General features: G+C 69.0%; 24 protein-coding genes. 12 read left to right on the top strand and 12 right to left on the bottom strand.

What is annotated here, in order from left to right; genetic code table 11:
- Position 1: 1 nt before the first annotated feature.
- Together ACUZUJ_RS21250 and ACUZUJ_RS21245 are read left to right on the top strand one after the other, a co-directional pair.
- Positions 2-517 (top strand): cytochrome c oxidase assembly factor Coa1 family protein, encoded by a 516-nt coding sequence (locus ACUZUJ_RS21250; protein ID WP_101766276.1) that lies wholly within the window; start codon positions 2-4, stop codon positions 515-517.
- Positions 518-584: 67 nt separating this feature from the next.
- Positions 585-2,384, top strand: coding sequence for a DUF885 domain-containing protein (locus tag ACUZUJ_RS21245; RefSeq protein ID WP_119006908.1), 1,800 nt, complete (start codon positions 585-587; stop codon positions 2,382-2,384).
- A 105-nt stretch (positions 2,385-2,489) separates the two neighbouring features.
- Here the strand turns inward: ACUZUJ_RS21245 and ACUZUJ_RS21240 are convergent, their stop codons facing one another.
- Positions 2,490-2,954, bottom strand: a complete 465-nt coding sequence (locus ACUZUJ_RS21240) for a hypothetical protein (protein ID WP_014038879.1) — start codon at positions 2,952-2,954, stop codon at positions 2,490-2,492.
- 186 nt (positions 2,955-3,140) lie between these two features.
- On the opposite strand from ACUZUJ_RS21240, the gene ACUZUJ_RS21235 reads away from it, so the two are divergent.
- The 4 genes from ACUZUJ_RS21235 to ACUZUJ_RS21220 all read left to right on the top strand — a co-directional run bounded on the left by ACUZUJ_RS21235 (position 3,141) and on the right by ACUZUJ_RS21220 (position 5,741).
- Positions 3,141-3,389, top strand: coding sequence for a hypothetical protein (locus tag ACUZUJ_RS21235; RefSeq protein ID WP_005420185.1), 249 nt, complete (start codon positions 3,141-3,143; stop codon positions 3,387-3,389).
- Between the two features lie 123 nt (positions 3,390-3,512).
- Complete coding sequence (locus tag ACUZUJ_RS21230) at positions 3,513-4,430, top strand: bestrophin family protein (RefSeq protein WP_049444225.1); 918 nt, start codon at positions 3,513-3,515, stop codon at positions 4,428-4,430.
- A gap of 19 nt (positions 4,431-4,449) precedes the next feature.
- Complete coding sequence (gene hemB, locus ACUZUJ_RS21225; protein ID WP_458220531.1) at positions 4,450-5,439, top strand: porphobilinogen synthase; 990 nt, start codon at positions 4,450-4,452, stop codon at positions 5,437-5,439.
- Positions 5,440-5,471: 32 nt separating this feature from the next.
- A complete protein-coding gene (locus ACUZUJ_RS21220) occupies positions 5,472-5,741 on the top strand; it encodes a hypothetical protein (protein ID WP_049444222.1) in 270 nt (89 codons plus the stop codon).
- Between the two features lie 96 nt (positions 5,742-5,837).
- Here ACUZUJ_RS21220 and ACUZUJ_RS21215 read toward each other — a convergent pair whose 3' ends face one another.
- Positions 5,838-6,701, bottom strand: coding sequence for a TolB family protein (locus ACUZUJ_RS21215; RefSeq protein WP_119006907.1), 864 nt, complete (start codon positions 6,699-6,701; stop codon positions 5,838-5,840).
- Positions 6,702-6,749: 48 nt separating this feature from the next.
- Between ACUZUJ_RS21215 and aroE the strand changes: the two genes are divergently transcribed.
- The 3 genes from aroE to dinG all read left to right on the top strand — a co-directional run bounded on the left by aroE (position 6,750) and on the right by dinG (position 10,210).
- Complete coding sequence (gene aroE / locus ACUZUJ_RS21210; RefSeq protein ID WP_101766272.1) at positions 6,750-7,595, top strand: shikimate dehydrogenase; 846 nt, start codon at positions 6,750-6,752, stop codon at positions 7,593-7,595.
- Positions 7,596-7,598: 3 nt separating this feature from the next.
- Positions 7,599-7,952 carry a hypothetical protein gene (locus tag ACUZUJ_RS21205; protein WP_049444215.1) on the top strand — a complete coding sequence of 118 codons (354 nt, stop codon included), beginning with the start codon at positions 7,599-7,601 and terminating at the stop codon, positions 7,950-7,952.
- A gap of 155 nt (positions 7,953-8,107) precedes the next feature.
- Positions 8,108-10,210 (top strand): ATP-dependent DNA helicase DinG, encoded by a 2,103-nt coding sequence (gene dinG, locus ACUZUJ_RS21200; protein WP_014038872.1) that lies wholly within the window; start codon positions 8,108-8,110, stop codon positions 10,208-10,210.
- Positions 10,211-10,277: 67 nt separating this feature from the next.
- Here the strand turns inward: dinG and ACUZUJ_RS21195 are convergent, their stop codons facing one another.
- Positions 10,278-11,450, bottom strand: a complete 1,173-nt coding sequence (locus tag ACUZUJ_RS21195; protein ID WP_101766271.1) for a DUF418 domain-containing protein — start codon at positions 11,448-11,450, stop codon at positions 10,278-10,280.
- Positions 11,451-11,558: 108 nt separating this feature from the next.
- The gene (ilvD, locus tag ACUZUJ_RS21190; protein ID WP_458220530.1) at positions 11,559-13,397 is read right to left on the bottom strand and encodes a dihydroxy-acid dehydratase; all 1,839 of its coding nucleotides are present in this window, start codon (positions 13,395-13,397) and stop codon (positions 11,559-11,561) included.
- 409 nt (positions 13,398-13,806) lie between these two features.
- On the opposite strand from ilvD, the gene ACUZUJ_RS21185 reads away from it, so the two are divergent.
- Genes ACUZUJ_RS21185 through ACUZUJ_RS21175 form a run of 3 tightly spaced genes read left to right on the top strand, consistent with a single transcriptional unit; the run spans position 13,807 to position 16,224 of the window.
- Positions 13,807-14,379: a DUF1190 domain-containing protein gene (locus ACUZUJ_RS21185; RefSeq protein WP_014038869.1), complete on the top strand. Its 573-nt coding sequence runs from the start codon at positions 13,807-13,809 to the stop codon at positions 14,377-14,379.
- Positions 14,380-14,386: 7 nt separating this feature from the next.
- A complete protein-coding gene (locus ACUZUJ_RS21180; RefSeq protein ID WP_049444208.1) occupies positions 14,387-15,565 on the top strand; it encodes a glutathionylspermidine synthase family protein in 1,179 nt (392 codons plus the stop codon).
- Positions 15,565-16,224, top strand: a complete 660-nt coding sequence (locus ACUZUJ_RS21175; RefSeq protein WP_101766268.1) for a hypothetical protein — start codon at positions 15,565-15,567, stop codon at positions 16,222-16,224. Before ACUZUJ_RS21180 ends, ACUZUJ_RS21175 begins: the two co-directional genes overlap by 1 nt.
- A gap of 340 nt (positions 16,225-16,564) precedes the next feature.
- Here the strand turns inward: ACUZUJ_RS21175 and ACUZUJ_RS21170 are convergent, their stop codons facing one another.
- The 8 genes from ACUZUJ_RS21170 to ACUZUJ_RS21135 form a co-directional block, all read right to left on the bottom strand.
- Positions 16,565-17,863 carry a DUF58 domain-containing protein gene (locus ACUZUJ_RS21170; protein ID WP_458220529.1) on the bottom strand — a complete coding sequence of 433 codons (1,299 nt, stop codon included), beginning with the start codon at positions 17,861-17,863 and terminating at the stop codon, positions 16,565-16,567.
- Positions 17,860-18,846 carry an AAA family ATPase gene (locus tag ACUZUJ_RS21165; protein WP_005411535.1) on the bottom strand — a complete coding sequence of 329 codons (987 nt, stop codon included), beginning with the start codon at positions 18,844-18,846 and terminating at the stop codon, positions 17,860-17,862. Before ACUZUJ_RS21165 ends, ACUZUJ_RS21170 begins: the two co-directional genes overlap by 4 nt.
- Entirely contained in the window at positions 18,843-20,027 is a 1,185-nt protein-coding gene (locus ACUZUJ_RS21160; protein WP_458220528.1) for a DUF4350 domain-containing protein, read from the bottom strand. The genes ACUZUJ_RS21165 and ACUZUJ_RS21160 overlap by 4 nt, the downstream gene beginning before the upstream one ends.
- The gene (locus ACUZUJ_RS21155) at positions 20,024-21,640 is read right to left on the bottom strand and encodes a DUF4129 domain-containing protein (protein WP_458220527.1); all 1,617 of its coding nucleotides are present in this window, start codon (positions 21,638-21,640) and stop codon (positions 20,024-20,026) included. The genes ACUZUJ_RS21160 and ACUZUJ_RS21155 overlap by 4 nt, the downstream gene beginning before the upstream one ends.
- Positions 21,630-22,622, bottom strand: coding sequence for a stage II sporulation protein M (locus ACUZUJ_RS21150; RefSeq protein ID WP_458220526.1), 993 nt, complete (start codon positions 22,620-22,622; stop codon positions 21,630-21,632). The genes ACUZUJ_RS21155 and ACUZUJ_RS21150 overlap by 11 nt, the downstream gene beginning before the upstream one ends.
- Positions 22,619-23,308 (bottom strand): RDD family protein, encoded by a 690-nt coding sequence (locus tag ACUZUJ_RS21145; protein ID WP_101766263.1) that lies wholly within the window; start codon positions 23,306-23,308, stop codon positions 22,619-22,621. Before ACUZUJ_RS21145 ends, ACUZUJ_RS21150 begins: the two co-directional genes overlap by 4 nt.
- Before the next feature lie 124 nt (positions 23,309-23,432).
- On the bottom strand, positions 23,433-23,963 hold the full coding sequence (locus ACUZUJ_RS21140; RefSeq protein ID WP_014038860.1) for a gamma carbonic anhydrase family protein: 531 nt from the start codon (positions 23,961-23,963) through the stop codon (positions 23,433-23,435).
- Between the two features lie 167 nt (positions 23,964-24,130).
- The gene (locus ACUZUJ_RS21135) at positions 24,131-24,952 is read right to left on the bottom strand and encodes a nucleotidyltransferase domain-containing protein (RefSeq protein ID WP_458220525.1); all 822 of its coding nucleotides are present in this window, start codon (positions 24,950-24,952) and stop codon (positions 24,131-24,133) included.
- Positions 24,953-25,042 lie beyond the last annotated feature (90 nt).

The raw sequence follows: 25,042 nt of genomic DNA, 5'->3' as shown, positions 1-25,042 counted from the left end.
GATGACCCTGCCACCGCCGATTCCCACCCATGGCCCGAGGCCCGCCGGCTGGTGGTGCCGTCACTGGCGCTGGGCGATGCCGCTGACCGTGCTGTTGGTGCTGGCCGGTGCGGGTGGCGTGGTGGCCTGGAGCGTGCTGCGCTGGAGCGAGGCGGCACGCGAGAGCCCGCCGATGCGCGAAGCGATGCGTCGCGCGGGGTGCAGCATCGAACTGGTGGAAGCCTTCGGCGAGCCGCTGCGCACCGAATCGATGCCGCTGGGCAGCATGCAGACCGCGCTCAACGGCCAGCGCGATGTCGGCCTGACCGTGGCCCTGGAAGGCCCCCGCGCACACGGCCGGTTGTTCGTGAAGGGCACCCGCAGTGACGACGTGTGGGACTACCCGGTGATGTACGTGCTGGGCGAGAACAAGCAGACCTTCGACCTGACCGCACTGGATGACGATGAAGCCGCGCAGGAATGCGAACTGCAGGCCTGCCGCGAACGCGGCGAATGCCCGCTGACCGCGGCGTTGTGACCTCCGGCCGATTGTCGCCACCGCGCTGAGCGCGTAGGGTGCGGGCAACCCTTTGCTGGAGTGTCCCATGAAGCCGATTGCATTGGCCGTTGCCCTGGCCCTGACCGCCGCCCCGTTGCTGTCCGCACCGCCGGCGCTGGCGGCACCCGCCGCCAAGGCCGCCACCCCGGCCAGCCCGGCCTGGGTCGCCCGCAGCAATGCACTGGCGCAGATCCTGCTGGATGCGCAGGGGCCGTTCCAGCCGGAAGAAACCGGCTTCTTCGGCGTGCCCGGCTACGACGACAAGGTGGCCGATCTCGGCCCGGACAACGGCAAGCGCTACCGCGCCGCGATGGCCAAGGCCCGCGACGAACTGAAGGCGAAGCTGGCCACCGAGCAGGATCCCAACGTCCGCCAGGACCTGGAGATCATGATCCACGCCGCCAACCAGAACATCGAAGGCAGCGAGCTCAACGAGAAGTACCTGCTGCCGTGGAGCGATGCGCCGCAGACGGTGTTCAGCGGCCTCAACCTCCTGCTGTCCGACCAGGTGCCGGCCGAGCGCCGGGCCAAGGCGATCGACCGCCTCAAGGCCTATGCCGGCCTGCAGCCGGGCGGCACCGCGTTCACCACGCTGGCCCGCCAGCGCTACGAGGAACGGCTGAAGGACAGCAGCCTGCTGCAGCCGACGAAGATCGAAGTGCAGCAGTCGCTGGACAACGTCGAGACCTATATCACCGGTATCGAGTCGCTGCTGAAGAAGTACCAGATCGCCGGTGCCGACGAGGCGATGAAGACCCTGGCCGGGCAGATGAAGGACTACGCTGCCTGGACCCGGAAGGAGGTGCTGCCGAAGGCGCGTACCGACGCACGGCTGCCGGCGCCGTTGTACGCCTACCAGCTCAAGCAGGTCGGCATCGACATCGACCCGAAGCTGCTGATGCAGCGCGCGCAGCTGGAGTTCATGGAAACCCGCTCGGCGATGCAGCAGCTGGCGCCGCTGGTGGTGAAGGACAAGGGCCTGAAGGTGGCCGACCCGAGCGACCCGGTGGCGGTGATCCGCGCGCTGAAGGCCGACAAGATCGCCGACGACCATCTGGAAGGCCACTACCGCAAGGTGATCGATGCGATCGATCCGCTGATCCGCGAGCACGCCATCGTCGATGTGCCCAAGCGCGCGATGCAGATGCGCCTGGGCTCGGCTGCCGAGAGCGCGGCCAGCCCGGCACCGCATTTCCTGCCGGCGCCGCTGGTCAACAACACCGGGCAGCAGGGCACCTTCGTACTGCCGCTGGGTAACCCGGCGGCGGGCCCGGGCGCGCAGTACGACGACTTCAACTTCGGTGCGGCGGCGTGGACGCTGAGCGCGCATGAAGGCCGCCCCGGTCACGAGCTGCAGTTCACCGCCATGGTCGAGCGCGGCGTGTCGCTGGCACGCACCATGTTCGCGTTCAATTCGGTGAACGTGGAAGGCTGGGCGCTGTATGCCGAAGCCGAGATGGTGCCGTACGAGCCGCTGGACGGGCAGATGATCGCCCTGCAGTTCCGCCTGCTGCGCGCCGCACGCGCGATGCTCGACCCGATGCTCAATCTCGGCCTGACCGACCGTGCCAACGGCGAGCGCGTGCTGATGGAGCAGGTCGGCCTGTCCAAGGCGATGGCCACCCAGGAACTGGACCGCTACATGGTGCGCATGCCGGGCCAGGCCGGCAGCTACTTCTACGGCTACACCCGCATCCTGGAACTGCGCATGCAGACCGAGCTGGCACTGGGTGCGAAGTTTGATCGCCTGGCGTTCAACAACTTCCTGCTCGACCAGGGCCTGCTGCCGCCGGACCAGCTGGCCGATGCGGTGAACAAGGTGTTCGTGCCGAAGTACAAGCGCTGAGCATCATCGGGTAGTGCCGGCCGCTGGCCGGCATTCCCTTGGCGCAGGAAGCATTCCTGAGGTTGCCGGCCAGCGGCCGGCACTACCGGCGTTGACCCGGGAGGGTCAACGCTGCGGCTGCGGTGTGATCACCTGCGTCGGCAGCCGTGCCGGGGGGGCCGGGTTCGGTACCCAGATCGCGACGCCGGCGGCGCGTTTCTGCGTGGTCGGAATACCAATGCCGACGCCACCGCCGACATGCGAGCCGAACGTGCCGGCACCCACCGACATGCCCACCGGCGAACCGCTGCTGCCCACGCCCATCAGCACCACGCCATTGGCGCCCAGCGCTGCGGCCTCGCGCTTCAGGCGCGCCACCGCCGCATCGGTCTGGCCCTGCGTGCCGAAGCCCACGGCAGACGCCGATTCCAGCTGGGCGATTTCCTGGGAACCGGCCGGCGGGGTGGAATAGATCTGCACCAGCGCCGGATCGATCGGTGCGCGGGCGCGCCCCAGCATGACCTTGGAGGTGCTGGCACAGCCAGCGGCGACCAGCAGGATGGCCGCCAACGCGGCCCAACGGATGTTCATGGCACGACCCCTGTAGGACTGGTTGCGATCATCGGCGGGCCACTCTGAATCGGCGCCAACACCCGGGCCAGGGCACGCACGGCAGCACGCTAGCACGCTGCCGGTGACAGCCCCGCCAACGGCAGTAGGCGGCGACCGCGGGAACGACTATGGTGGACAGACAGGAACCAACTGCGGGAGAGCGGAATGGGTGTGATCAGTCTGTTGTGGGGCGTACTGGCGCTGTTGTGGATGATCTTGGCGCTGATTCCGCTGCTGGGCTGGGGCAACTGGTTCCTGATCCCGTTCGCCGCCGTGGGCGCGGTGATCGCCGCCTTGGGCATCCTGTTCACCCACCCGACCAAGCGCGGCCGGGCCTGGGCCGGGCTGGTGCTGAACGGCATCGTGGTGGTGGTCGGCATCCTGCGCCTGGGCCTGGGTGGCGGCGTGATCTGAGCCGCGTCGCCGGGTGCGACAGGGCGTCGCAGGTACACGGCCGCGGGCCGGGCAGGGGCGTACAATGAGCGGCTGCGCGAGCCCCCCACGTGCCTGTGAATCCGCGCCCGGCGCGGCTGCCCCATGATCATCCGACCCCGTCCCCACGGCTGGCAACTGCTGTACATCCTGCGCGGCTCGATCGTCAAAGCGATCGCGCCGAAGGTGCTGGCTATCCTGATCCTGTCCATCGCGGTGGCCGCGGTCGTGGAACTGGCGCCGCCGACCGGCATCGAACGCGTTTCCGTCACACCGTTCACCCTGCTCGGCCTGGTCCTGTCGATCTTCCTCAGCTTCCGCAACAGCGCCTGCTATGACCGCTGGTGGGAAGGCCGCAAGCTGTGGGGCCAGCTGGTCTACGAATCGCGCTCGCTGGCCCGCCAGGTCAACCTGCTGCTGGCCGATGACGCCGGCCGCCGTCGCCGCGTCGCCTACCTCACCACCGCCTTTGCCCATGCGCTGGCCGCGCGCCTGCGGGGCCGCATCGTGGCCCTGGCGGCGTTGCCGTGGCTGGACAAGCCGCAGCGCGAGCAGCTGGGCCAGCGCGAGAACGTGCCGGACGCATTGCTGTCGATGATCGCCGCCGAGCTGGCCCAGGCCCTGCGCGCCGGTGAACTCGACCCGATCCTCTACACCCAGCTGGAAGAGCGCCTGCACGCGATGTCGTCGATCCAGGCCGGCTGCGAGCGCATCCTCACCACGCCGCTGCCGTTCGCCTACACCCTGCTGCTGCACCGCTGCGCGTGGATGTTCTGCGTGCTGCTGCCGTTCGGCCTGGCCAGTTCGCTGGGCTGGGGCACGCCGGTGCTGTCGGCGGTGCTCGCCTATGCCTTCTTCGGCCTGGACCAGCTGGGCGAAGAAATGGAAGACCCGTTCGGCCTGGAGCCGAACGACCTGCCGCTGGACGCGCTGGTGCGCACGATCGAGATCGACCAGCTCGACGCGCTCGGCGAACGCCCGTTGCCCGAACCCCTGCTGCCGCAGGGCTACCTGTTGCAATAGCCACTCCTCGGAGCCTGCCATGTCCCACCCGCTTTACCGCCCGCGCCGCATGCGCCATGACGAGTTCTCACGCCGCCTGATGCGCGAGAACACGCTGACCACCGACGACCTGATCTACCCGGTGTTCGTGCACGAGCTTGCCGGCCGCACTGCGGTACCGTCGATGCCGGGCGTGGAGCGCCTGTCGATCGAAGAGCTGCTGAAGGTGGCCGAAGAGACGCTGGAGCTGGGCATTCCGGTGATCGACCTGTTCCCGGTGATCGACCCGTCGTTGAAGTCGCTGGATGCGTCGGCGGCGTGGGCCGAGGACGGCCTGGCGCAGCGCGCGATCCGCGCGTTGAAGTCGCGCTTCCCGGAACTGGGGGTGATGACCGACGTGGCGCTGGACCCGTACACCACCCATGGCCAGGACGGCATCATCGATGACAAGGGCTATGTGCTCAACGACATCACGGTCGAAGCACTGGTCAAGCAGTCGGTATCGCACGCCGAAGCCGGCGTGGACATCGTCTCGCCGTCGGACATGATGGACGGCCGCATCGGCGCGATCCGCCGTGCACTGGATGCCGACAACCACATCAACGTGCGCATCATGGCCTACTCGGCCAAGTACGCCTCGGCGTTCTACGGCCCGTTCCGTGATGCAGTGGGCAGCGCGGCCAGCCTCGGCAAGGCCGACAAGAAGACCTACCAGATGGACCCGGCCAACGGCGACGAGGCCCTGCGCGAGATCGCGCTGGACCTGGAAGAGGGCGCCGACATGGTGATGGTCAAGCCGGGCATGCCCTACCTGGACCTGGTGCGCCGGGTGAAGGAAAAATTCGGCGTGCCGACCTTTGCCTACCAGGTGAGTGGCGAGTACGCGATGATGAAGGCCGCCTTCGCCAACGGCTGGCTGGACGAACGCGCCTGCGTGATGGAGTCGCTGCTGGGCTTCAAGCGGGCCGGCGCCGATGGTGTGCTGACCTATTTCGCGCCGCAGGTGGCGCGATGGCTACGCGAGCGCTGACAATAGCGCCACGATAGACGGAGGAATACGCGATGGGACCCGAACTGGGATGGATGCAATGGCTGATCTGGGGCATCGGTACGCTGGTGTTCGGGGCCATCATCGTCGGTGTGTTCATCGCGGCCTGGCGGGCCGGCAAGCGCCCGCCGGAACAGCTCTCCGCCGCCCGTCACGTGGCCCGTGAGCAGGCGCTGCCGGACAGCGTGCAGGCCGAGCTGGCCGCGCTGAACCAGCGCAAGGACAACGGCCAGCTGAGCGAGATGGAGTACGAGCAGTTGCGCGCCAAGGTGCTGTCGCGCTGACTCTCCGTTCGGGTAGCCGCCAACCTTGGTTGGCGCTTTCCCGCATGCCAACCAAGGTTGGCATCTACCAGACGGCTATCCACGCATGGCGTGGATCTACCGCACGCACCCCGGCACCGCCACCACCTTCGGCACGGCCAACCGGTACACATCCACGCCACCGGCACGCGGCGCCTTCGCCGCACTGCTGGCAACCATCATCTCGCCCGGCTTGGCGTTGTCGATCACCGGCGCGCCGGTCCAGCCGCCGGCCTGGTTGAACGACAGCCCCAGCGGCTGCAGCACCACGCCGGTCCACGCACAGCCGCTGCTCCACACCTGCGCGATCGTGCCGCTGCCGCGGCTGAACACCACGGCGCCGTCATGGCCCAGCCAGTCACCGTCGGTCTCGTCGTCGGCGCTGTTCAACGCGCTCAGTGCGCTGGCCGGGCCGCGCAGGCCCTGCGCATCCAGCGTCGCCACGAACAGGTCCCAGCCGGCGCCGCGGCCCTGCTGCCGGGCAAACAACAGCCGCTGGCCATCCGCGCTCAGGGCCGGCCCGCGCTCTTCCCGGCGACCTCCGTCACCGGCCAGCGGCTGCGCCGGGCCCAGTTGGCCGTCGGCGGCCAACGCGGCGCGGTACAGCGCCAGCGCGCCCTCGCGACCGGCCGCGAAGAGCAGCCAGCGGCCGTCACGGCTGAAGTAGGGATCGCGGGCCTCGCCAGCCACGCCCACCGGCAGCGCCTGTGCCTGCTGCCAGCGACCATCGACCACGCGTGCCTCCCACAGGCCCCAGCCGGCCTCGCCACGGCGGGCGAAGACGATGCGCTGGCCATCGGCGCTGATCGTGGCGCGGCCCTCGTCGGCGCGGGTCGAGACCACGCCCATGCCTTCGATGCCGTACTCGTTCAACGCCATCGCCACGGGGGCAGAGAGTAGACTGGCGGCGAGCACCAGCAGGGGCGGGGTGATGCGCATCATCCGGTTCCGTGCACGAAAGAGCATCAGTCTAGCCAGCTTGAGGATTCCATGACCGACCGTTACGCCGTCTTCGGACACCCCGTTGCCCACTCGAAGTCGCCGCAGATCCACGCGACGTTCGGTCGCCAGGAAGGCATCGCCATCGACTACCGCGCGATCGACCTAGCCCCGGATGCGTTCCTGGCCGGCCTGGAGGCCTTCGCCGCCGAGGGCGGTGTCGGTGCCAACGTCACCCTGCCGCACAAGGAAGCCGCGTTCTCGGTCTGCACCACGCTGACCGCACGCGCGCGCCGCGCCGGCTCGGTCAACACGCTGCTGCGCAAGGGCGACCGCTGGCACGGCGACACCACCGATGGCATCGGCCTGGTGCGCGACCTCACCGACCGCCACGGCCTGGACCTGCGCGGCCGCCGCGTGCTGATGATCGGCGCCGGTGGCTCGGCGCGCAGCGTCGCCCCGGCACTGCTCGATGCCGGCATCACCGAACTGGTGGTGGTCAACCGCACGCCGGAGCGCGCCGACGAACTGATCGACGCGATGGGCGAGCCGGGCCGTGCGATCAGCCGCTACTGGGAGGACCTGCGCGACCTCGGCGACTTCGAACTGATCGTCAACGCCACCTCGGCTGGCCGCGACCGCGACGTCGAGTTCAAGCTGCCGCTGTCGCTGGTCAATTCGATGACCACCGCCGTCGACCTGAACTACGGCGAGGCGGCCATTGCCTTCCTGGCCTGGGCCCGTGCGGCGCAGTGCCGCAATACCGTCGACGGCCTGGGCATGCTGGTCGAGCAGGCCGCCGAGAGCTTCCTGCAGTGGCACGGCGTGCGCCCGCAGACCGGCGAGATCTACCAGGCGCTGCGCCAGGGCTCGGCCGTGCTGGCCGGCGAGGACTGACCGATGGACAGCACAACCCTGATGGTGACCGTGCTGAGCATGGTCGGCGTGCGCCTGCCGGTGCTGATCGCGCTGTGCGTCGGCCTGGTCTGGGTGGTCGGTGCGCCGCGCGATGCCACCCGCACCGGCGCGCTGGTCGGCCTGCTGTTGCTGCTGCTGTCCAGCCTGGGTGGCCTGGCGGCGGGCATGCTGCCGATGTGGCTGGTCAGCAGTGGCAACTTCAGCGCCATCTCGGGCATGAGCGCGATCTTCGGCGTGGTGCACTTCGCGCTGGCGATGGTCGAGGCCATCGGCGTGGTGCTGCTGGTGTGGGCACTGGTGCGCCTGCTGCGGCTGCGCGGCAACGCGGTGCAGTGACACCCGGGTGACGGCCCCGGGCCGTCGCCAGCAGCGTCCGGCGTGTTCATCCAGCCGCCGGGCGTCGTCGCTGCCCCGTTCAGGCAGCCAGCGGCGGCGGACATGGCCGGCCATGCGACAATGACCGGCCTGATCCAGCTACGGTAGTTCCCGGCGTGACCGAAACCGTCGCCGCTCCGCGCACGCTCGATGACACCTTGAAGGACGCGATCCGCAAGGCGTACACGACGCTGCAGGCCAATACCCCCGGCTTCTCTACCCGTCGCTCGCAGAGCCAGATGATCGGCGTGGTGTCGCGCGCGCTGTCGAAAAGCGGTGGCGTCGGCGTGGTCGAGGCGCCGACCGGCGTCGGCAAGAGCCTGGGCTACCTCACCGCAGGCGTACCGATCGCACTGGCCAGCAAGAAGAAGCTGGTGATCAGCACCGGCACCGTGGCGCTGCAGTCGCAGCTGGTCGAGCGTGACATCCCGAATTTCCTCAAGGCCACCGGCCTGGAAGCGACCGTGGCGCTGGCCAAGGGCCGTACCCGCTACCTGTGCACGCGCAATGCCGCCGAGGCGCAGGGCGAGGGCTCGCAGGGCGGCATGTTCGAGGATGACGCACCCTTGTTCGACCGGCCGCTGGCGCCGATCGAGATGGACATCGCCAAGCGCCTGACCGACGCCTTCACCGGCGGCAGCTGGGACGGCGATATCGACAACGCGCCGGAGACCATCAGCCCCGGCCTGCGCAGCCGCATCACCACGCCGGCCTCGGGCTGCGCCGGGCGCCGCTGTGCCTATTCGGCGCAGTGCGCGGTGCTGCGTTCGCGCAACACGGTGCGCGATGCACAGATCGTGGTCACCAACCACGCGCTGCTGCTGTCGGCGCTGTCGATCGGTGACAGCGACAACGGCCAGCCATTGATCGCGCCGCCGTCGGACATGCTGCTGGTGCTGGACGAAGGCCATCACATCGGCAACGTGGCGATCGACCAGGGTGCGGCCAGCCTCGCGCTGGACGAGATGGCCAAGCGCACCGGCCGCCTGCAGATCCTGATCGCCGGTGCCTACCGCGCGGTCGACAAGGACCGCCTTGGCAACCTGTTGCCGAACGAAGCGATCGAGGTCGCCAGCAACGTCGCCAAGCAGCTGCGCGCGTTCCGTGACCACATCGAACGGGTGTGGATGCCGGCGCCGGCGGACGAAGAGCCGATGTGGCGCGCGGCCAATGGTCGCCTGCCCGAGGCCTGGCGCGAGCCGATCGAAGCGCTGGCCGACGATACCCGCAGCCTCTACAACTGGGCGCATGCCGCCACCGCGCAGGTGGCCAAGGGCAAGCCGGACGATGCCGCGCGCGAGCGCCTGCAGCGCAACCTGGGCATGGCGCTGGAAATGATCGAGCAGCAGTACAACCTGTGGCAGGCGTGGCGCCGCGAAGACAAGGACGGCGCACCACCGATGGCACGCTGGGTGACTGCCACCCGCGATGGCGACCTGGTGCTGCACGGCTCGCCGGTGTCGGCCGCGCACGTGCTGCGCAAGCTGCTGTGGGACGAAGTGGATTCGGTGGTGATGACCTCGGCGACGCTGACCGGTGGTGGCGACTTCCAGTCGCTGGCGATCGACAACGGCATTCCGGAAGAGGCCGAGATGGTCTCGCTGTCGTCGCCGTTCGACCTGCCCAACCAGGCCGAGCTGATCGTGCCGAAGTTCCCGGTCACGCCGGACGACCGCGAAGGCCACCCGCGCGAAGTGGCGCGTTACCTCGACACCGAACTGGACTGGGCCAAGGGCTCGATGGTGCTGTTCACCTCGCGCTGGAAGATGGAGAAGGTGGCCGGGCTGATGTCGGCCGCGCGCCGCAAGCAGGTGCTGGTGCAGGGCGAGATGTCCAAGACCCGGCTGATCGACGAGCACCTGCGCCGCGTGGCGGCAGGCGAAGGCTCGGTGCTGTTCGGGCTGAATTCGTTCGGCGAAGGCCTCGACCTGCCCGGTGAGGCCTGCACCACCGTGGTGATCACCCAGGTGCCGTTCGCGGTGCCGACCGATCCGCAGACCGCCACCCTCAGCGAGTGGTTCGAGGGGCGCGGGCTCAACGCGTTCAACCTGATCGCTATTCCGCATGCGCTGCGCACGCTGACCCAGTTCGCCGGCCGCCTGATCCGCACCTCCACCGACACCGGCCGCGTGGTCATTCTCGATTCGCGGCTGCTGACCCGCCGCTACGGCAAGCGCATCATCGACGCGCTGCCACCGTTCAAGCGCGTGATCGGCTGAGAAAAGGGGACGGAGGGGATTAAGTCGCAAGTGGCACTAACGACCTGATCCCATCCGTCGCCGGTGGCTATCGCCGCAGCGGCAGCCATTGCCCTTCGCTGGCACTGCGCCACAGCCATTCGACCGGCCCGAAGCGATGGCCGCGCAGCCACCACGCGCTCGCCCACAGCTGCAGCGGGAACACCACCGCCGCCACCAGCAGCACTGGCCACAGCCCGTACTGCGGGCCGATACCCAGCCCGAAGCCGGCAAACAGCGGCACGCAGATCGCGCTTTGCAGCAGGTAGTTGCTCAGTGCCATGCGCCCGGCCGGCACGAACACGCGCAGCATGCGCTCGGCCCACGGGCGCAGATAGAGCAGGGTGAAGATCGCCGCCGCAGCAATGCCCAGTGCCAGCGGCGCAACGCGATAGGACACGCGCAGCAGATAGCCGGGCATGCCCGAACGCAGCGCCGGCCATGTCGGTTTGAGCGCATCGGCCTGGGCATCGATCCACAGGAATACCGCTGTCAGCAGCAGGCTGCCGATGGCGATCGAGCGCAGCAGCGGCAGATGCGCCTGCGGCTGCTGCAGCAGCCCGCGACGGCCGGCCCAGTAGCCCAGCAGGAAGCGGCCGAGCACGAAGAACAGCAGCGCCCAGTTGCTCAGCTTCAGCCATGCGGCCAGCTGCAGGTTGTGCCACCACGCCTGCGCCAGCGTGCCGTGCGCCAGAGCATCGAGCGCCATGGCGTTCATCTGCGCGCGCGGTGTGAGCAGGGCGACCCATTCGCGGATCCACGGCGACAGCAGCGGTGGCAGCAACAGGGCAATGAACACCCCGCTGAACAGCAGTGCGCGATCACCCAGGTGACGGAACAGCGGCAGCAGCAGCCCCACCAGCGCATACACCAGCAGGATGTCACCCCACCACAGCAGCACCGAATGCAGCAGGCCGATCACCAGCAGCACGCCCATGCGTCGCAGGTGCGCGGCCATGCTGCCCTGGGCATTGCCATCCATCTGCATCGCCACGCCCATGCCGAACAGCAGCGAGAACAGGGTGATCGCCTTCATGTCCACCAGCCATTCCATGCCGGTACGGATGGCGTGGTCGAGCGCCGCGCTGGGCAGTGCCTGCTGCGCGGCCTCGGTCATCAACGCATCGAGCGAGAAGAAGCGCAGGTTGACCAGGAACACGCCGAGCAGTGCGAACCCACGCAGGGCATCGATGAGGGGCTGGCGCGGCGGGCGATGGGTCATGCCGCGCAGCGTACCGGATCGGTAGTGCCGGCCGCTGGCTGGCAACCTCATTGATGTGCAGACGCATTGTGCAGATGCCGGCCAGCGGCCGGCACTACCGCACTGGGATCAATCGCCGAGCAGCGCGGTGTTGCGTACGGCGCCCTTGTCGGCACTGGTGGCCAGCAGCGCGTAAGCCTTCAGCGCGCTGGTGACCTTGCGCGGGCGCGGTGCGCGCGGTTTCCAGCCGCGTGCATCGGCGTCGGCGCGACGCTGGGCCAGTGCGGCTTCATCCAGCAGCAGGTCGATGCGGCGGGCCGGGATGTCGATGCGGATGCGGTCGCCGTTTTCCACCAGGCCGATGACACCGCCGCTGGCGGCTTCCGGCGAGACGTGGCCGATCGACAGGCCCGAGGTGCCGCCGGAAAAGCGGCCATCGGTGAGCAGCGCGCATTGCTTGCCCAGCCCCTTCGATTTCAGGTAGCTGGTCGGGTACAGCATCTCCTGCATGCCGGGGCCGCCCTTCGGGCCTTCGTAGCGGATCACCACCACGTCACCCGGCTGCACTTCGTCGGCGAGGATGCCGGCGACGGCGGCGTCCTGGCTTTCGTAGACGCGCGCAGGGCCTTCGAACACATGGATCGACTCGTCCACGCCGGCGGTCTTCACCACGCAGCCATCCACGGCCAGGTTGCCGCGCAGCACGGCGAGGCCGCCTTCCAGTGAATACGCGTGCTGCAGCGAGCGGATGCAGCCTTCGGCGCGGTCCACGTCCAGGGTCGGCCAGCGCGTGGCCTGGCTGAAGGCCTCCTGGGTGGGGATACCGGCCGGGCCGGCCTTGAAGAAGGCATGCAGGGTGTCGTTGTCACTGCGCACCACGTCCCAGCGTTCCAGCGCGTCGGCCAGGCTGGTGCTGTGCACGGTCGGCACCGTGGTATCGAGCAGGCCGGCGCGGTCCAGCTCACCGAGGATGCCGAACACGCCGCCGGCGCGATGCACGTCTTCGATGTGGTACTTCGGCGTGTTCGGTGCCACCTTGCACAGCTGCGGGACGCGCCGCGACAGTGCATCGATGTGGGTCAGGTCGAAGTCGACTTCGGCTTCCTGCGCGGCAGCCAGCAGGTGCAGGATGGTGTTGGTGGAGCCGCCCATGGCGATGTCCAGGGTCATCGCATTGGCGAAGGCGGCCTGGGTGGCGATGCCGCGCGGCAGCGCGCTCGGGTCTTCGCCGCCATACCAGCGGTGGCAGAGTTCGACGATCAGGCGGCCGGCGCGGCGGAACAGCGCCTCGCGGTCAGCGTGGGTGGCCAGGGTGGTGCCGTTGCCGGGCAGCGACAGGCCCAGCGCTTCGGTCAGGCAGTTCATCGAGTTGGCGGTGAACATGCCCGAGCAGGAACCGCAGGTGGGGCAGGCGCTGCGCTCGAACGCGGCGACCTTCTCGTCGGAGGCGCTGTCATCGGCGGCCACCACCATCGCGTCGACCAGGTCCAGCTTGTGCTCGGACAGCTTGGTCTTGCCCGCTTCCATCGGCCCGCCGGAGACGAACACCACCGGGACGTTGAGGCGCAGCGCGGCCATCAGCATGCCAGGGGTGATCTTGTCGCAGTTGCTGATGCACACCAGCGCGTCGGCGCAATGCGCGTTGACCATGTATTCCACGGCGTCGGCGATGATCTCGCGGCTGGGCAGCGAATACAGCATGCCGTCGTGGCCCATCGCGATGCCATCGTCCACGGCGATGGTGTTGAATTCCTTGGCGACGCCGCCGACCTGCTCGATCTCGCGCGCGACCAGCTGGCCGAGGTCCTTCAGGTGCACGTGGCCGGGCACGAACTGGGTGAAGGAGTTGGCGATGGCGATGATCGGCTTGTGGAAGTCGCCGTCCTTCATGCCGGTGGCGCGCCACAGGGCGCGGGCGCCGGCCATGTTGCGACCGGCGGTGGAGGTGCGGGAACGGTATTCGGGCATGGCTGGCGGAACGGGCGGGCCGTACGACGTGGGGGTCGCCTGATCATGGCCAATTTTTTCGGTTGCTGCTGCAACCACCTTCACCGCTTGCAGCGGCTTGGTGGTCCGCGCATTTCCCCTTATCCCCGCGCCTTCGGCGCGCCCCCTTGAACAACAAGGGGGCTTCTTGCCGGAGACTTGGCTGCGCGCGCCGGGCCTAGCGGGGCGTCGCGGGGTGTGTGCCAACCAAGGTTGGCACACACCAGAGCGGTGCGCCGCCCGGGGTCGGATCCCATCGCGGCGCGATGGGCTCTGGCCCCAATAACCGACGAAAATGAAAGTCTGTTCATCTTTCCAACTTTGCCGATTCCGGTTGCTGGTCCGGATTTGGCATCATTGGGGCATTGATCCGTCGACAGGGCATGAGGCCATGAAACGTTCCCGCACCACCGCGCTGCTGCTGATGAGCGCCGCGCCGCTGCTGTTCACCGCCTGCCAGAAGGAGCCGGAGGTGAAGGTGCAGGAAGGCCTGTATACCTCGGTGGAGGCCTGCACCGAGGCCACCGGCGATCCGTCGTCGTGCCGCAATGCGTTCGCCGAAGCGCAGAAGCAGGCCGCCGATGCGGCGCCGAAGTACGCCAGCAAGGAAGCCTGCGAGAAGGACTACAAGCCGGAGCAGTGCGTGCAGCAGCACACCTCGGCCGGTACCTCGTTCATCGGCCCGATGATGATGGGCTTCTTCATGTCGCAGATGCTGAGCAACCGCGGCGGCCTCGCCCCGCAGGCGCCGGCCGCGTCGCCGGCCTACCAGGACAAGAGCGCCGGCTGGGCGCGCCCGGCTCCGGGCGGCAGCGGTGGCCTGAACACCGCCAGCGGCATTGGCGCCGGCAAGGCCGGCCTGGCCCCGGTCACCAGCGAGCCGAACCGTGCGGTCACTGCCAGCCGTGGTGGCTTCGGCAACACCAGCGCGCGCCGCAGCACCAGCGGCAGCTACGGCGGCTGATCGACCCATGCAGCGCATCCGGATTGCCGAGCGTGCCCAGTGGCGGGCACGCGCGGAAGAAGCGGGTTTCCGCTTCCACACCATCGACGGCCAGCCGTACTGGGATGAAAGCGCGTACTACGCCTTCACCCTGCGCCAGATAGAGCAGGACATCGAAGACCCCAGCGCCGAGCTGCACCAGATGGCGCTGGACCTGGTCGGTGATGTCATCGGCAGCGAACGGTTGATGGACCAGTTGGCGATTCCGTCGCACTACCGCGACTGGATCGCCGACAGCTGGCGCCAGCGCCAGCCGCATCTGTACGGTCGCCTGGATCTGGCCTACGACGGCACCGGCCCGGCCAAGCTGTACGAACTGAACTACGACACGCCGACCTCGCTGTTCGAGGCCAGCTTCTTCCAGTGGCAGTGGCTGGAAGACCAGCGCAACGCCGGTCGTCTGCCGCAGCACGCTGACCAGTTCAATGCGATCCATGAGGCGCTGGTCGAACGCTTCGGCGAACTGGCCACGCAGCTGCCGCCGCCGCTGTATTTCAGCGCCGTGGGCAGTTCGGAAGAGGACCGTGGCACCGTCGACTACCTGCGCGACTGTGCATCGCAGGCCGGCCTGCATGGCCAGGCCATCGCCATCGAGGATATCGGCCTGTCCGAGGACGGCCGCTTCACCGCGCTGGATGATTCGGTGATCGGCACGCTGTTCAAGCTGTATCCGCTGGAAGACCTGATGGCCGAAGAGTTCGGCCGCGCGCTGCCCGGTTCAGGCGTGCAGCTGCTGGAGCCGGCGTGGAAAGCGGTGCTGAGCAACAAGGGCATCCTGCCGCTGCTGTGGCAGCGCAACGTGGGTCATCCGAATCTGCTGGAAGCGCATTTCGATGACGGCAGCACGCTGGCGTCGGGCTGGGTACGCAAGCCGCTGTTCTCGCGCGAAGGTGCCAACATCGAGATGCACCTGGCCGATGGCAGCACCCAACGCAGCGACGGGCCCTACGACGGCCCGGCGATCATCCAGCGCGCGCATCCGCTCACCCGCTTCGAAGGCGGCTATCCGCTGATCGGCAGCTGGGTGGTGGGCGACCACGCCTGCGGCATCGGCATCCGCGAGGACGACAGCGCGATCACCCGCGACAGTGCGCGCTTCGTGCCGCACGCAATCGTTGATGAGGCGCCGACGCGGATCTACGTCTGATGGCGGTGCGGCGCAATCGCGACCTGCGGCCTGCGCCACTGCCGGGTCGGCATCTGGATGACGGCCACGCCCTGTGGCGCTATGCCGACCGTATCGCGGTGCGTTGCCACCGCTGCGATACCCCCGGCTGGGTGGTGGGTACGTCGGAATCGCGACGCTTCCGCTGCCTGGGCTGCAGCGAAGCACTGAACGGAGGCTGCGGCTGCAGTCGTTGTGGCCCGGGTGACTGGGTGGGACCGGTGCGCTACGGCGGCTACCGGCCTTGCGGCTACTGCGGCCACAAGTGGGTAAGCGCTGAAGTGCATCGTGCACGCGCGACGCCGCCACTGCGGACGCTGGCGGCGGACTGCAGTCAGTGCGGACGTAGCAGCGAGGTGGAGGTCACGCTGTCGCGATGGCGTGGCAATGAGGCGATCGACCCGCATTTCGGCCTGCCGCTGCGGTTGGTCGAAAAGACGGCGGCGGGCGTGCTGTGGGCCTACAACGAGGCCCATCTGCAGGCACTGCACGATTATGCCGCCGCGCCTCTGCGCGAGCGCGCGGGCGTCACCAATGGCTCCATGTTCTCGCGCCTGCCGCAGTGGATGAAGCTGGCCCGCAACCGGGTGTTGCTGCGGCGCGCGGTGGAGCGGTTGCAGCGGCGATTGCTGCAGGGGTGATGCCGGCCGCTGGCCGGCAATCGGTGTTGGTAGATGCCGACCTTGGTCGGCGCTGTGGGCTTCGTGCCAACCAAGGTTGGCACCTACCCGGGCGATGCGTCGGCTGTTGCAGGGGTAGTGCCGGCCGCTGGCCGGCAATCGGTGTTGGTAGATGCCGACCTTGGTCGGCGGTTTGGGTTTCGTGCCAACCAAGGTTGGCACCCACCAGAGCGATGCGTCGGCTGTTGCAGGGGTAGTGCCGGCCGCTGGCCGGCAACCGCCGTGGGTAGATGCCGATCTTGGTCGGCGGTTTGGGTTTCGTGCCAACCAAGGTTGGCACCCACCAGAGCGATCGTTGGTATCAGAGCAGCCCTTCGCGCTTCACCGCCAGGTAGCGCTCCACCAGCGCGCCGGGCAGGGCATCGGCGGTGACGTCCAGCACCATCACCTTCTCGCTGCGCAGCGCCTCATGCGCCTTCGCGCGCTGCTGCAGGTACAGCGCCGCGGCACCGGCCTGGGTCGCGTCTTCCAGCGTCTGCACTTCGCCCTCCAAGGCGCCGTCCAGCTCACGCTCGCGCAGGCTGGCCACGCACACCAGGTGGCGCCGCTGCAGCAGGCGCACCGCCGCCAGCAGGTCTTCGATGTCCTCGTCGCGCACGTTGCTGACCAGCATCACCAGCGCGCGCCGGCGCTGGCGCAGCGACACTTCGGTGGCGGCGGCCAGATAATCGGTGGCCACTGCACGTGGCTGCAGGTCGTAGCTGGCGCGCAGCAGGTGCTCGACGGTGCCCATGCCACGCTGCGGCGCCACCCAGCGGCGCTCGCCACCGGTGGCGAACAGGCCGGCGGCATCGCCCTGGCGCAACGCCAGGTAGGCCACCACCAGTGAGGCGTTCAAGGCATGGTCGAAGTGCGAGAGCCCGCCTTCGCTGGCCAGCATGCGCCGGCCACTGTCGAGCATCAGCAGCAGCTGCTGGTTCTTCTCGTCCTGGTATTCGCGCGAGATCAGCTTGCGCGCGCGTGCGGTGGCCTTCCAGTCGAGCTGGCGCAGGCTGTCGCCGATGCGGTACTCGCGCATCTGGTGGAAGTCGGTGCCTTCACCGCGGCGGCGCTTCACGTGCGCACCGACCAGCCGCGAGGCCTGGTCGGCACTGAACAGGGCGAAGCGGGTGAGCGGCACGAAGTTCGGATAGACCCGCACGTCCAGCGCCGGTGGCAGCGTGCGTTGCTGCCACCACAGCCGCCACGGCGAGCGCATGCGCAGGTGCACGCCTTCAAAGCGGAAGTGCCCACGCTGCAGCGGCTGCAGGTGGTAGTGCAACGTGGAGGCACTGCCGGCCTGCAGGCGCACGCGCTGCGGCAGCGCTTCCAGCGGCCAGCCACCGGGGACCAGATCGAACACCTGCACCGTCATCGGTGCGTCCGCCTGCAGCCGCAGCGCGGCCTCGCGGCGCACGCCCAGCGCAAGTGCTTCGGGCAGCTCGCGTTGTACATGCGGCGACGGACGCCGCGACTGGCGCCACAGATCCATCAGCGCCGGCACGGCAATCGCCAGCGCCGCCAGCGCCCAGCTCCAGCGCGGCAGCAACCCGCCCAGCACCAGGCCACCCAGGGCAGCCCAGGCCAGCAGCAGCGCCAGCAGCAGCGGGGCCGGCCTCATCGGCGCGGCGCTTCCACCTTGGCCAGCAACGCGCCCAGCACATCGTCGGCGTCCTGGCCTTCGATCTGCAGTTCCGGGGCCAGTGCAATGCGGTGGCGCAGCGCGGGGCGCGCGATGTCGCGCACATCGTCCGGAGTGACGAAGTCACGGCCGGCCAGCACCGCCTGCGCGCGCGAGGCACGCACCAGCGCGATGCTGCCGCGCGGGCCAGCGCCGACCGCGATGCCCGGCCACTGCCTCGTGGCGGCCACAATCCGCACCGCGTAGTCGATCACTTCGTCATCGACGGTGATCGCCGCGGTCGCGCGCTGCAGTTCCAGCAGCTCGCCAGCCCCCAGTACACGCGGCACCTGGCTCAGGTCGAAATCGCTGGCGGCACGGCCACTGGTGATCGCGGTCACCATGCGCTTCTCGTCCTCCAGCTGCGGGTAGTCGATCAGCACCTTCAGCAGGAAACGGTCCAGCTGTGCTTCCGGCAACGGGTAGGTGCCTTCCTGTTCCAGGGGGTTCTGCGTGGCCAGCGCCATGAACGGCGGCGCCAGGGTGAAGGCCTTGCCTTCGATGGTCACCTGGCCTTCCTGCATCACTTCCAGCAGCGCGGACTGGGTCTTGGCCGGCGCACGGTTGATCTCGTCGGCCAGCAGCAGGTTGGTGAACACCGGGCCGCGGCGGATCTTGAAGCTCTCGCTCTTCGGGTCGTACACCGCATGGCCACTGACGTCGCTGGGCATCAGGTCGGGGGTGAACTGCACGCGGCCGTAGTCCAGCTCCAGGGCCTGTGCCAGTGCGCGCACCAGCAGGGTCTTGCCCAGCCCGGGCACGCCCTCGATCAGCACGTGGCCACCGGCCAGCAGTGCCACCAGGATCTGGTCCAGTACATCGGCCTGGCCAATGAAGGCGTGGCCGACGGCATCGCGGATGGCATCGACGCGTTCGATCAGGCGGGCGTTGGCGGCCGCCGGCAGCTCGGGGACTTCGGTCATAGCAGGGATCTCATCTGGAGCAGCAAGCGGATGCGCTCGCGCAGGGCGGAGGAATCGTGCGGCGGAGGGGGCGTGAGCGCGCTGGCAACGCGGCCCTGCGGCCAGGACAGCAGTTCGGCGATGGCCTGTTCGCGCGGCGCGCCCTCCAGGGCGGCGGCCACCGGTGCGCGCAGGCGCAGGCGATGCAGGAACATGGCGAGCACGGCGTCATACAGGCGCGCGCCGTGGCCGAAACGCAGCAGCAGTTCGCCGCTGGCACGCACGTGTTCCAGCAACGAGCGACGTTCCAGCACCGGCGACGGCAGGCGGCTGCCGAAGCGTTGCGAACGGCCCCACAGCCAGCCCAGCAGGGCCAGCAGCAGCGGCGCCCACACCGGCCAGCCCAGGTAGAACACGCGCGCCCACAGCGACGGCGGGCGGCTGGCGTAGACCAGCCAGAAAGCGCCCTTGCCGTAGTTCGGATCGAGCAGGTAACGGGTCAGGTCGCGGTGCGAGAGATCGTGCAGGCCGTCGCTGGCCTTGCCCGCGGCCGACGCCAGGCGTGCCGCCGGCGAATCCACCTCGCCGCGCATGAATTCCATGTCGGCCAGCACGCTCACCTTGCCCTGGCCATGGCGCAGTCGCGCGAACACCAGGTTGCGCTCGTTGCCCCAGCGTCGTTCGGCCTGCGCACGGGCGGCAAAGCCCAGCGTGAAGCGACGGCCGCCGCAGAACTCCACATGGCTGGGATCGTCGATGACGTGGAACGGCTGGCAGTCGCTCTGCTGGTACAGGCTGTCCACGCCCAGCTGGTCCAGCAGCGGGCCCTGCGTGCTGCTGGCGTCGTCCTCGGCCGGTGGCGGCGTCCGCACCAGCAGATGGCCACCACCATCGACCCAGGCCAGCAGGGCCCTGGCCGCCGGCGCCGGCAGCTCGCTGCTGTCCTGCAGCAGCACCACCGTATCGTGCGGGCCCAGCGCCATCTGCTGCAGGTCCAGCCGCGGCCGCGCGTGCACGTCGATGCCATCAGCGCGCAGGGCCTGGCCGAGCACGTACAGCGGGTTGTAGCCCGCTTCGCCCTGCGGCGGCAGCTGCACGGTCTCGGTCACGCGTTCGTGCGTGCGCAGGTAAAGGATCGTCAGCGGCACGCCGAACAGCACCAGCGCGCCCAGCAGCAGCGACCAGAACAGGCGCGGGCTCATGCCAGCCACCTGTACTGCTGGCGCAGGGTATCGGCCAATGCATCGAAATCGGCGCGGCTGGGCAGGCGGCCACCGTAGGCGGCGTACTGCCACATGCGCACGATGCGCGCGAACAGGTCACGGTCGGTGGCATCGGGCATGCGCCGCGAGGCGCGCAGGCATTGCGCTTCGGTGGCACCGGGCGGAAGCGCGATGCCGCTGCGCTCGCCCACCGTGCGCACGCTGGCGCGGTACAGCAGGGCCAGCGCCTGCCGAGGCCGCCCCTGGTCCCACAGCAGGCCGGCCTGGGTGGCCACGTCCGGCGGCAGTACGACCGGCAGCTCCACCTGTTCCTCCACCACCTGCGGTGCAGCGTCGGCCTTGCGCCGGCCACTGCCGCGCAGCCACGGCAGCCACAGCCGCGCGGTCAGCAGCAGCACCAGCAGCAGGATGCCGAGCAGGCCCCACAGGCCCCACTCGGCCAGGCGCGCCAGCCAGGCGATGCCGGCCTTGCGGTTGCTGCGCTCGCCCTTGTTGCTGCTGTCGCCCTGTGGCGACGCATCTTCCTTCTTCTTTTCCTCGGCCTGTTCGATCGGCTTCCAGCGCGTGACCTGGCGGGTAGGGCGCTGCAGCGGATCTTCATAGGCGCGGTTCACCGCCTGGCGGAAGCCGGCGGTGTCCACTGGCGCCGCACCGAAGATCATGGCCGGTGCATTGGCCGGATCGTTCGCCGCGGTGGCGGGTTCCTCCGCGCTGTCTTCGTCCTCGTCGGCATCGTCTGCCTGCTCCGCGACCGTCTGCGCGTCCTGCGCATGCACCGGCATGGACACCAGCGGCAGGGCTAGGCACAGCAGCAGGGCCAGCGTCGACGCCGCCGGCAGCAGCCGCTCGCGCAGGCGGCGCAGGGCGATCTCCACATCCCAGGCTTCCATCTGCGTGCGCCGGTTCAAGTAGAGGCCGAAGCCGGCGCCGACGTAGAACGGCCCGATCAGCACCGACGCCAGCCAGCACGCCAGGTTGAAGCCCAGCCGCGCCCATGCAGGCGTGTCCTGGCCGATCATGTCCCATGCGGCCCGCCACGATTCGGACATCAGCTCCAGTGGCATGAACATGAACACCGCGCCGATTGCGCCGGACACCAGCACCGCTTCAAAGGCCATGCAGGCCATGGTCAGCACGACAGCGGCGCCCGCGGCACCGGCGACCACGGCGCGGCGGCGTGCGCCGCGCTGGGCCGGCGCATTGCCTTCCAGCAGGTTCACCGGCAGGCACAGGCTGCGCAGCACGCTGAAACGGCGCCAGCCCAGGTAGCCCCAGAATCCGCTGTTGCCCCAGTGACGTTGCGCGCGCAGCGCCGCCAGCGTACCAACCGGCTCGCCGAAGATGCCGCGCGACAGCACGTACAGCGGCGCACGTTCGAACAGCGGCTTGCACCACCACATCGCCAGCCAGGCCCAGCCGAACGCATCCAGCCACCAGCCCAGCGCGTTGAAGACCACGAACAGCGGCGCACTGGCCAGCAGCCAGCTGCCCCATACCGCGCGCGCGTGGCGGCGTGACAGGGCACTGCCCAGCTCCATCGCTTCCCAGCCGCTGCGCGCGCGCAGCACGACGTCCAGGTGGTCAATGCGCATTGCCGCCTCCGCGTCCGCCGCGCCACAGCCACAGCAGCACGCCGGCCCACAGCACGCCGGCCACGCTGAACTTGCCCCACGCCGGTACTTCGGCAATCGACGACCAGAAGGCCTCGATGAAGGCGGCCACCAGCAGCATGAACGCCACGCCCAGGCACAGGCGCGCACCGATGCGGCCGCCCTCGACCAGCGCATCCAGGCGGCTGCGCCGGCCGGGTGCCAGTAGTTTCATGCCCAGCTGCAGGCCGGCACCGCCGGCGATCACGATCGCGGTCAACTCGAAGGCGCCATGGCCGACCACGAAGCGCCAGAACGGGCTACCGTGGCCGATGTGCTGCAGGTGGCCGGCCACCGCACCGATGGTCACGCCGTTGAACAGCAGTACCAGCAGCGTGCCCAGCCCGGCCAGCAGGCCGCTGGCGAAGGTGCGCAGGGCGATGCTGATGTTGTTCATGACGTAGTGGCCGAACATCATCCAGTCGGTGCCGCTGTCGCGCCCCAGGCGCTCGGCGGCAGGATCGTACATGCGCTCCATCTCGGCGATCTGGCGGTTGTCCATCACCATGTGGATCAGGTCCGGATAGACCTGCGCCAGCACGAAGCAGGCCAGCGCCGGCAGCGCGAACATCGCCAGCGCCACCCACATGCTGCGCGCCTGGCTGCGCACCAGCAACGGGAAGTCGGCCACCAGGAATTCCAGTGCACCGCGCCAGCGCGTCGGCGGCGTGCGGTACAGCACGCTGTGGCCCTGCTGCATCAACTGCTGCAGGCGCTGCACCAGCTGCGGGCTGTAGCCGCGCTCGCGGGCCAGCGCCAGCTGCTGGCACAGGCGCCGGTAGCGCTGCGGGAAGGCGGTATCGTCCAGCGCCAGCGCGCTGGCCTTGCGCCGCGTGCGGCGCGAAGCACCGGCGCGCAGCAGCAGCCAGTGTTCCAGGTCCTGCCATTCCTGCTGGTAGCGGGCGACGAACTGTTCCTGCTTCATCGCCGCCCCAGCAGCCAGTTGGCCATGGCATACAGGCGCAGCACGCCGACCTGGCCGTGGGTGCCGGTCAGGGGCTCGGCAATGCCAGCCAGCTCCTGCTGGCGTGCCGCCGACAAGCGCGGCGCGCGCTCGGCGAAGGCCATCAGTGCCGCCTGTTCCTCCGGCCGCAGCGGCTGCGGCGGGGCCAGCACGCTGTCGATGGTGGGCGGAGGCGGCAGGTACAGCACCGGCGCATGCACCACCACGGTGCCGGCCACCAGATCGCCGAGGCGGCGGCCGTGGGGATCGAACAGACTGCTGACCAGGCCCAGTGCATAGCCGAACGGCAGCATGTCCACGGTGCGCAGCAGGTTGCGGGTGATCGACGCCATCCAGCCCACCGGTGCGCCATCGCGCGACAGTACGCGCAGGCCCAGTGCGCGCTTGCCCAGGGTACGGCCCCACAGTGCCTCGCAGACGATCGGGTAGGCCCAGTAGACCAGGAACATCAGCACCAGGTAGAGGCCGGAGCCGAACTTGTCCAGCAATGCCAGCGGGATCGACATCATCACCAGCACCGCGATGCGCACGCCCAGATCCACCAGCCAGGCCATCGCCCGTGGCACCGGGCCGGCCGCCGGCAACTGCAGCGGCACACCCTCTGGCGTCACCACCTCGCGGTAGGTATCGAGCATCGGTGCGGCCATCAGTGCGATGGCCTTCGTTGTGGGCGGCGGAGTCCTCTCCGGCAGGCAGCCACAGGCATGGGGGGTCTCGACAGGTCCTGGTCGGGCCCAGACTTTAGCAGAGCCGCATGGCGGCGTTGGCCGCTCAGCCCAGGTATTCGTCCTTCAGCCGCACGTAGTGGTCGGCCGAGTAGTGCAGCGACTCGATCTCCTTGTCGCTCAGCGTGCGCGCCGGGCGGGCAGGGTTGCCGACCCAGAGCTCGCCTTCGCCGACCACCTTGCCCGGGCCGACCACCGCACCGGCACCGACGAAGCCATGGCGTTCCACGCGGGCGCCATCGAGGATGCAGGCGCCCATGCCGATCAGGCTGTAATCACCGATGGTGCAGGCGTGGATGATGCAGCCATGGCCGACGGTCACGCCTTCGCCGATCAGGGTCGGGTAGCCGGCCTTGTTGTAAGGGCTGTGGTGGCTGACGTGGATGATCGTGCCGTCCTGCACATTGGTGCGCGCACCGATGCGCACGTAGTTGACGTCGCCGCGGATGATCGTGCCCGGCCACACCGACACATCCTCGGCCAGTTCCACGTCACCGATGAGGGTGCAGGCCGGATCGATGTACACGCGCTCGCCGAGGACGGGCATCTTGTCGCGGAAGGGGCGCAGCGGGTTCATCGGTGTCTCCGGAAATCAGGGCGTTCACCGCGATGATACCCGCGTGGTCCGCACGCCGCGTGCGTGCCAGGGGGTAGTGCCGGCCGCTGGCCGGGAACTACGGAAATCCAGGCGCGCCATGAGGTTGCCGGCCAGCGGCCGGCACTACCAGGCGCAGCTGCGGCGCTTCATGCAGGCGCGTGTTCGGCCAGCATCTTCCGGAACAGCGCGTCCAGCCACGCGCTGTCGCCCTGTCCAGCCGGCAGCGACGGGGCCTGCGCGGCGCGCACGGCCATTGCGTGGTCGATGTAGTCGCTGATGATGACGACGCGCGGACGGGCCGTGACTTCGGCGCTGGCTCGCTTCACCACCAGCAGGGCGTCGATGGCGTCGCGCACGGGACCGTCCGGCAGCAGCCGGTCCAGCAGATCCTCGAAGGCCATGGGCGGCGGCGTGGGCTCGCTCTCGATCCACTGGCAGGCAAGCAGGGCACGCAGCACGTACAGGTACTTCTTGGTACTGATGGTGGGCTCGCCCAGATGGCGGTTGTACGTGGTCTTCGCCATGCTCATGTAGTGCCACCAGCTGCCCAGCGGCGAATAGAACTCCTTCGCCGCCTCCCACAGCTGCGCCACCGCAGCGTCCTCCTGCCGGTACACGATCGGCGAACGCAGCCACTCGATCAGCGTTGGATTGGATTTGGAGACCAGCCGCAGTGCCTTGCGCAGGTCCCAGCCGCTGACATCGAGCTCCTCGTCGATCGGCAGCTCGATCACATCGCGCTGTGCTTCGCCGGGGCCGGTGGATTCGTTGACGCTGAGGTACCACGACTGGCGATGCACGTAGATGAAGCGCGCATCGTAGTCGCTGTCCGGCGAAGAGAAGCCCCAGCCACGGCTGCCCGATTCGCAGGCCAGCAGCACACGCACATCGTGGCGCTGTTCGATCCCGGCGAGGGTGGAAAGGAGGGCGGCGCGCTTGTCCGGCGCGATCGGGTGGATGTCGTCCATGCAGTCGTGATTCGTTGATGTCGAGCGTGCTCGACTGTAACGCAGTTGCGCACGGGTCGTGCCGGCCGCTGGCCGGCAACCTCATGGGCG

The sequence above is a fragment of the Stenotrophomonas sp. S4 genome (genome assembly GCF_054187805.2).
Note: the sequence above shows the minus strand (reverse complement) of the source record. Positions and strands in the feature narration are given on the sequence as shown.